The sequence below is a fragment of the Pseudomonas sp. BF-R-01 genome, assembly GCF_019946615.1.
GTDB classification, from domain to species: domain Bacteria; phylum Pseudomonadota; class Gammaproteobacteria; order Pseudomonadales; family Pseudomonadaceae; genus Aquipseudomonas; species Aquipseudomonas migulae.
The window spans coordinates 1-7,027 of sequence record NZ_JAGYFX010000173.1 but is presented as its reverse complement, the minus strand read 5'-3'; the positions used below and the strand labels follow the sequence as shown (position 1 = coordinate 7,027).

Below are 7,027 nucleotides of genomic sequence, written 5' to 3'. Positions count from 1 at the left end.
CTCCTACAAGGTCGGCGTTGATCTTGTAGGAGCGAGCGATGCGGCGATCCGACTTGCCCGCGAAGGCGTCAGCTCAGCCAACACAAAACTCAGGGTTGCTCACCAAAAAACTCCACCACCGGCATCTGCCGCTTCATCAACACCTTCCCATCACGAACCGAATACAGCGGCAAGCCCTGACTGCGGATCACCTCGTAATCGCTGTCCGCCGAAAGAATCAGCAAATTCGCCGGCCGCCCGCGCTCAAGTCCATACCGATCCCCCAGGTTCATCGCCTTGGCGCTGTTGTCGGTGACCAGGTCCAGCGCGCTTTGCAGGTTGCGATACCCGAGCATGTGACAGATGTGCAAACCCGCTTCGAGCACCCGCAAAATGTTGCCGTTACCCAGCGGATACCACGGGTCGACGATCGAGTCCTGGCCGAAGCACACGTTCATCCCCGCTTCGAGCAACTCATTCACCCGAGTGACGCCACGACGTTTCGGAAAGTTGTCGTAGCGCCCTTGCAGGTGAATGCTTTCGGTGGGGCAGGAGACAAAACTGATCCCTGAATGCCCGAGCAGGCGAAACAGTTTGGCGCAGTACGCGTTGTCGTAGGAGCCCATGGCCGTGGTGTGGCTGGCCGTGACCCGCGAGCCCATGTCGCGGCTGCGGGCTTCTTCGGCGAGCACTTCGAGAAACCGCGAATGCGGGTCATCGGTTTCATCGCAATGCACGTCCACCAGGCAACCGGTGCGCTCGGCGAGGTCCATCAGGAACTTCACTGAGCTCACGCCCTGATCGCGGGTGTATTCGAAATGCGGAATCCCGCCGACCACGTCCGCGCCCATGCGGATCGCTTCTTCCATCAGTTCACGACCGTTGCGGTACGACTCGATGCCTTCCTGGGGGAAGGCGACGATTTGCATGTCGATCAGGTGCCGGCTTTCCTCGCGCACTTCGAGCATCGCCCTCAGCGCCGTCAGCTGCGGGTCGGTGACATCGACATGGGTACGCACATGCTGGATGCCGTGGGCGGCGAGGGCCTGGATGGTTTTCCTGGCGCGGGTCTTGGTGTCTTCCTCGGTGATCGTCACCTTGCGCTCGCCCCAGCATTCGATGCCTTCGAAGAGCGTGCCGCTCATGTTCCAGCGCGGTTCGCCTGCGGTGAGCGTGGCGTCGAGGTGGATGTGCGGTTCGACGAAGGGCGGCACCACCAGGTTGCCGCCGGCGTCCAGATCATCGGGGCCCAGGGTCGGCGCTTCGGTCTGACGGGCAATATTGCTGATCAGGCCGTTTTCCAGGTGCAACTCATGCAGGCCTTCTTGGTTGCGCAGGCGGGCGTTGATGATGTGCATCAGGCGAATCCTTTTGGAGATCTTGTAGTAGTGCGTTGGCGCGTCAGTTATAGACATTAGCGCGGCAACGGAAATCGAGCATCGGACAGATGTGAACTTTGACCACGGCAGCGAAAGAAAAATGCCCGCCATTGATCGGGACCACACCGCTCTTTTGTAGGAGCCGGCTTGCCGGCGATCACGGTATAACACGCAACATATGTGCCGAATGACACACCGCTATCGCCAGCAAGCTGGCTCCTACAAAGAATCGGGTGTTTTCAGGGGGATTTGGGGAGAAAACGCAGCAGCGCGGCGACGATCGCTTCGGGTGCATCTTCCTGAACCAGATGCCCGGCATTGGGGATTGGGTGAAACTGCGCCCCCGCAATCATCTGCTGCAGTGCGCGGCCACGCTCGATGGGGATCCACTGATCATCCTCGCCCCACAGAATCTGCACCGGGCAACGAATCGTCGGGTACAACCCCTCGACCTCACGGGTATAGCGCTGATCCATCTGCGCGATCTGCCGGTAAAACGCCGCTTGCCCCGGATCGCCCAGCCACGGTTGCACGTAGGGCGCGAGTTCATCGTCGGGTATGTCGCGCTTGATCGCCCCGCGAACATAGGCCGACACAATCGCCCGCTGAATGTAATCGGGCACGCCGCTGAACACCGCTTCATGCTGACGCACCTGCTGCACGAACGGCGAGCCCCACGGCGTCAACGCCACCGGGTCGATCAGCGTCAGGCTGCGGTAGTCCTTGCCATTCAGCAGATGCGCGCGCAGCACCGTCGCGCCGCCGAAATCGTGGGCCACCACATCCGGGCAATCCAGCCCCCAATGCTCCAGCAGTTGCGTCAACAGCTCGTTCTGCACGCCCAGCGACACATCGCCCTCGACCTTCTCGGACAGCCCATAACCCAGCAGGTCGAAGTAATGCACCCGGTGCGACGTGATGAAGTGCGGCGCAATCCGGTGCCACACATACGAAGAGAACGGCGTGCCATGCACGAACACCAACGGTGGGCCGTCGCCACGCACGGCGTAACGGACGGAGTGCCCGTTGAAGCGATAGGTTTGAGCCAGCGGCCAGTCAGTCATGGGGACGTCCTCTTGGCGGGTGCGAGCGAAAAAGCATAGGCATAAAAAAACCGCTCGTCCCGGCAGTTTTTTTGATCTGTCGGATCAGCGGGATGAATACCTGTGATTTGTGACAGTAGACGGCTGTTGATGGCGGATGATATCCACAGCCCATGGACAACCTCAGCCTGCATCACGGAACGCCCACTCTGGCGGTCATTGACCCGCGCGGCCTGGCTGTGCGCAGCGTGGCGTACTGGCGTGGGGAGAGTGGTCAAACATCGCAGGCGCGGGTGACGCGGCAGGTGTTCGATGCGGCGGGAAGGGGGATAGAGCAACGGGATGCGCGGTTGTCCGCGTCTGCGCTGAGTCATCGTTTCACCCTGACCGGCAAGGTGTTGGCGACTGACAGTGTCGATGCCGGGTGGCGGGTGTTGTTGCCCGGGCAAGCGGATGAGGTCTTGAGTGGATGGGACAGTCGGGGGGCTCGGCAGGATACGCAGTACGATTCGTTGCTGCGTCCTGTTGCCGTAAGAGAGCTGGAACGGGTTGTGGAGCGCTTTGAATACGGCAGCGCCGGGGCCGGTTTTGATGCTGCCAATCAATGCGGTCGAGTGATTCGCCACGACGATCCGGCGGGCACCCGGCACATGCCAGCGTACGATCTGCGGGGGTTGGCGTTAAGTGAAATCAGCCACTTTCTGGCCACCCTCGATCCGCCGGACTGGCCGCTGGACTGCGCCGCACGCGATCGTTTGCTGGAAGCTGATCCCGGGCTTGCAAGCCATTGGGCCTATAACCCGTTGGGCGATTTGCTCAGCCTCACCGACGCCAAAAAACACCGTCGCCACTTCACCTACACCGTGGCCGGGCAGCTCAAGGACGGCTGGTTGCAGCCGGCGAACAGCGCTGCGCCCGGACAATGCCTGGTGCACGACATCCGCTATAACCCTGGCGGAAAAGTCGAACGGGAAACCGCTGGCAACGGTGTGGTCACCGAGGCGCAGTACGCACTGGATGATGGGCGCCTGTTGCGCTTGTGCGCCGGGTTGCCGAACGCCGCGCCGCTGCAAGACCTGCGATACAACGTCGACCCTATGGGCAACATCCTCCAGATCGACAATCACGCATTGCCGGTCCGTTACCACAACAACCAGCGCATCGACGGTCAATGCACCTACGGCTACGACACGCTGGGTCAGATAACCCACGCCAGTGGCTGGGAAGCCGAGCGCTCATCCAATTATCCCGGCACGGCGTACCGCGCCTCGGCCAACCCCGATGCGGTGGTCAACTACCGCGAAGAATACGACTACGACGCGGGCGGCAACCTGACCGAACTGCGCCACCTCGGCGTCCAGCCGTTCACCCGGCGTTGGGCCATTGACCCGACCAGCAACCGCAGCCTGCTCAAGGGCGAACAACCACCGGATTTCGCCCGCCATTTCGACGCCAACGGCAACCTGCAATATTTGCAGCCTGGCCAAACCATGACCTGGGATGCGCGTAACCAGTTGGCCAGCGTGTCACCGGTGGTGCGCAAAGACGAAGACGACGACACCGAATGCTACCTCTACGGCGGCGGAGGCAAACGCCTGCGCAAAGTCCGCACCGCACTGGTCGCCGCCCGTACCGTGATTGCCGAAGTGCGCTATCTGCCGGGGCTGGAGATCCATCATCGTCCGGGCGGCAAGCAGCATGAAGTGCTCGACCTGGAGGCCGGACGCAATCGAGTGAAGTGGCTGCACGGCACCGATGCGCCCGACCATTCGTTGCGTTACCACCTGACCGACCATCTCGGGTCCGGGACGCTGGAATTGGATGAACACGCCAGGGTGCAGAGCCGCGAAGAGTTTTACCCCTTTGGCGGCACGGCTTGTGAAAACCATAGCGATCAAAGTGGTGCATACAAAACCATTCGCTATTCGGGCAAGGAGCGGGATGCGACCGGATTGTATTACTACGGTTATCGCTACTTTGCGCCGTGGCTGTGCCGATGGATCAACCCGGACCCGGCGGGGGCGGTGGATGGGTTGAATTTGTATTGTTTTGTGGGGAATTCGCCGGTGGGGCATGTGGATGTGGATGGGCGGATGATGGAGGACGATCTGGATGTTCCGGGTAACATCGATGATTTTCTCCAAGATACCGGTCCACTTCCGCCTCAAGCGATTGCAATAATCGAGGGTGATTTGCGCTCGCAAGACACGCAGTATTCGAACATTTCTTCATTTCATGGAGACACAGATCCTTCGGCAGTGTTGAATTTTAACTCACTCACTGAACAGGCATTTACATCCGAAGTTGGGCCTACTGTGCCTCCCCCATCGGCCAAACGTTATGCTTGTCCTGGTTGTGATAAAAGTTTTAATAAGAAGGGGCGCCTTTCCGAGCATTCGAGAATGCATACCGGAGAAAAGCCATACTTGTGTTCTTGGGGGGACTGTGGTGGAAAATTTTCCAGTAAAGGTATTCTGCGCGAACATATGCGGATACATACTAATGAAAGACGATATGCCTGCAAAAAAGTGGGGTGCACCGAAAAATTTACGCAATATTCCAGCCTTACGAAACATAAGAAAACGCATACTGGTGAAAGACCATTTGTCTGCAAAGTAGAGGGATGTGGGGAAGCGTTTACGCAGAGCAGTAATCTTACTCGTCATAAAAAAAAGCATAACAGGCCAAATGTCTGCACAGCAGATGGGTGTGGCGCAGCGTTTGCGCAGGAAAGCAAACTTGCGAAACACTTACTAACTCATACTCTGCAATATATGTGCTCGGAAGAAGGGTGCGGTAAGGCGTTTGCGGATAGTAGCAAGCGTAATGAACATACTTGGGTTCATAGGGTAAGGGATACTTGCCCGGTTGAGGGATGTTACAGTCGGTTGAGTTCTCCACAAGCGTTAAGAAAACATATGAAACTGAATCATCCTGGGTTGTAGGCTTGCTGACGATATTTTCACCAAGTTAACAACCTAAAAACCACCGATTTCGGTGGTTTTTTGATCTATCGACTTATTCGCCGCGATAGATGCAACCGCTGGTGCAGGTTTCGTGAATACGGATCGCGCTGAGTTCTGGCAGCAATGGCTTGAGTTCAACCCAGATCCACTTCGCCAACACTTCACTGGTCGGATTCTCCAACCCAGGAATGTCATTCAAGTAGTTGTGATCCAGGCGCTCATACAACGGCTTGAAGATCGCCTTGATCTCGGAAAAGTCGCGAATCCAGCCGGTATGCGGGTCCAGATCGCCACTCAAATGAATCGCCACTTTGAACGAGTGACCGTGCAGGCGGCCGCACTTGTGGCCTTCCGGGACGTGGGGCAGGCGGTGGGCGGATTCGAAGGTAAATTCTTTGAAGATTTCCACAGTGGTTTCAGCTCTGTCAGGTGGCGATCGCCGCAGCGATGTGGGCAGGCGGCGAGTTTAACAGTTTGTCCTGACTAAAGGGTCAGCAAGCGTTCGCCAAGGCGACCGTTGGCGGCCAGTTCGAGAAACTCATCGCCCAGCCTGCGACTTTCATCCATGGTCGTACGCCAGTATTTCTGCCGGCTCGGCGCATCGCCCATGAAGCGCTTGAAGTCGTTACGGTCCGGCAGTTTGCCGTAGGGCAGGCGGGCCAGGTATTCCTTGGACGGCGCCAGCAACAGGACATCCTGCAAGCGCGTTGGGCAGGCACGGCGCCACGGCAGGGTTTTGTCGAACCAGCCGGGAATCACCCGGTCGGTGAAATGTGGGTACAGCACGATGTCGTTGCCGCTGTAGGGCAGGTCGAGGTGATAGTCGAGCAGGCCGCCGTCGCGGAACGTCCCGGCGCCAGCGCCCGGCAGGTCGCGCACGCCTTCCATGACCATCGGGATCGAGCCCGAGGCGAGCAGGGCCTGGCGCAGGTTGCCGGCATTCAGCGCGACGAAGCGCGAGGGGAAATCGTTCAGCGCGTTGACCGGCGGTGCCAAGCGCGGGTCGTGGATGATCAGCCGCTCGAAATGCCGCGACAGCCGCGCGCGACCGCGCAGGTTGTCGGCGATCACCGACGACAGGCCCAGCCCGAGACGACCGCGATGATCGTCCGCAAGCAGGCCGTGGCTTTTGACCACCATGATGTTCAGCCGGTAATTCGCGTTGCTCAGAATCGCCGCATCGCGACCGTCGAGCAGGTCATTGAGCATGCGTTGCGAGCTCTGGCTGATCTGCGCCATGGTCACGCCCTTGGCGAAGTTCTGCTCGGTGTACAGGTGACCAAGGCGGCGGATGCCTTCGGCGGCGTCCGGCAGGCAGGCACTGGCGAAGCGCCAGGAGCCGACCGAGGCGCCGATCAGCGACCGCTCACGCGGCGCTGCGGGCAACCACTCGCCAAACAGCGCCAAGTCCAGACCTTGAATCCCCAACGCCTTCGGCCCGCCGGCAGCACCCGGCAACGTACCGACATCGGCGGCGTTCAAGCCGTGCTCACGGATGCGCGCCAAGGCACGCGGGCCGGCCTTGAGGGTCAGGGAAGGGAACTTGATGTGGATGGCGGTCATACCGGTCTCGATGTCTGGCAAGCGGGCGGATTATAAACAGGTCAGGCAACGTCACAAATCTACTGTGGGAGCGAGCCTGCTCGCGATGGCGTACTGA

General features: G+C 59.4%; 5 protein-coding genes. 1 reads left to right on the top strand and 4 read right to left on the bottom strand.

Features of this window, described 5'->3' with window-relative positions:
* Positions 1 to 89 precede the first annotated feature (89 nt).
* Positions 90 to 1,337, bottom strand: a complete 1,248-nt coding sequence (gene codA, locus KGB27_RS30435) for a cytosine deaminase (protein WP_223557331.1) — start codon at positions 1,335 to 1,337, stop codon at positions 90 to 92.
* Positions 1,338 to 1,597: 260 nt separating this feature from the next.
* Positions 1,598 to 2,422 carry an alpha/beta fold hydrolase gene (locus KGB27_RS30430; RefSeq protein ID WP_223557330.1) on the bottom strand — a complete coding sequence of 275 codons (825 nt, stop codon included), beginning with the start codon at positions 2,420 to 2,422 and terminating at the stop codon, positions 1,598 to 1,600.
* A 152-nt stretch (positions 2,423 to 2,574) separates the two neighbouring features.
* Here KGB27_RS30430 and KGB27_RS30425 point away from each other — a divergent pair, with 152 nt between their 5' ends.
* Positions 2,575 to 5,346, top strand: coding sequence for an RHS repeat-associated core domain-containing protein (locus KGB27_RS30425; protein WP_223557329.1), 2,772 nt, complete (start codon positions 2,575 to 2,577; stop codon positions 5,344 to 5,346).
* Positions 5,347 to 5,419: 73 nt separating this feature from the next.
* On the opposite strand, the gene queD is transcribed toward KGB27_RS30425, so the two are convergent.
* Together queD and KGB27_RS30415 are read right to left on the bottom strand one after the other, a co-directional pair.
* Positions 5,420 to 5,776, bottom strand: coding sequence for a 6-carboxytetrahydropterin synthase QueD (gene queD, locus KGB27_RS30420; RefSeq protein ID WP_008025299.1), 357 nt, complete (start codon positions 5,774 to 5,776; stop codon positions 5,420 to 5,422).
* A 74-nt stretch (positions 5,777 to 5,850) separates the two neighbouring features.
* Complete coding sequence (locus tag KGB27_RS30415) at positions 5,851 to 6,930, bottom strand: patatin-like phospholipase family protein (protein WP_207286216.1); 1,080 nt, start codon at positions 6,928 to 6,930, stop codon at positions 5,851 to 5,853.
* Between the last annotated feature and the right edge of the window lie 97 nt (positions 6,931 to 7,027).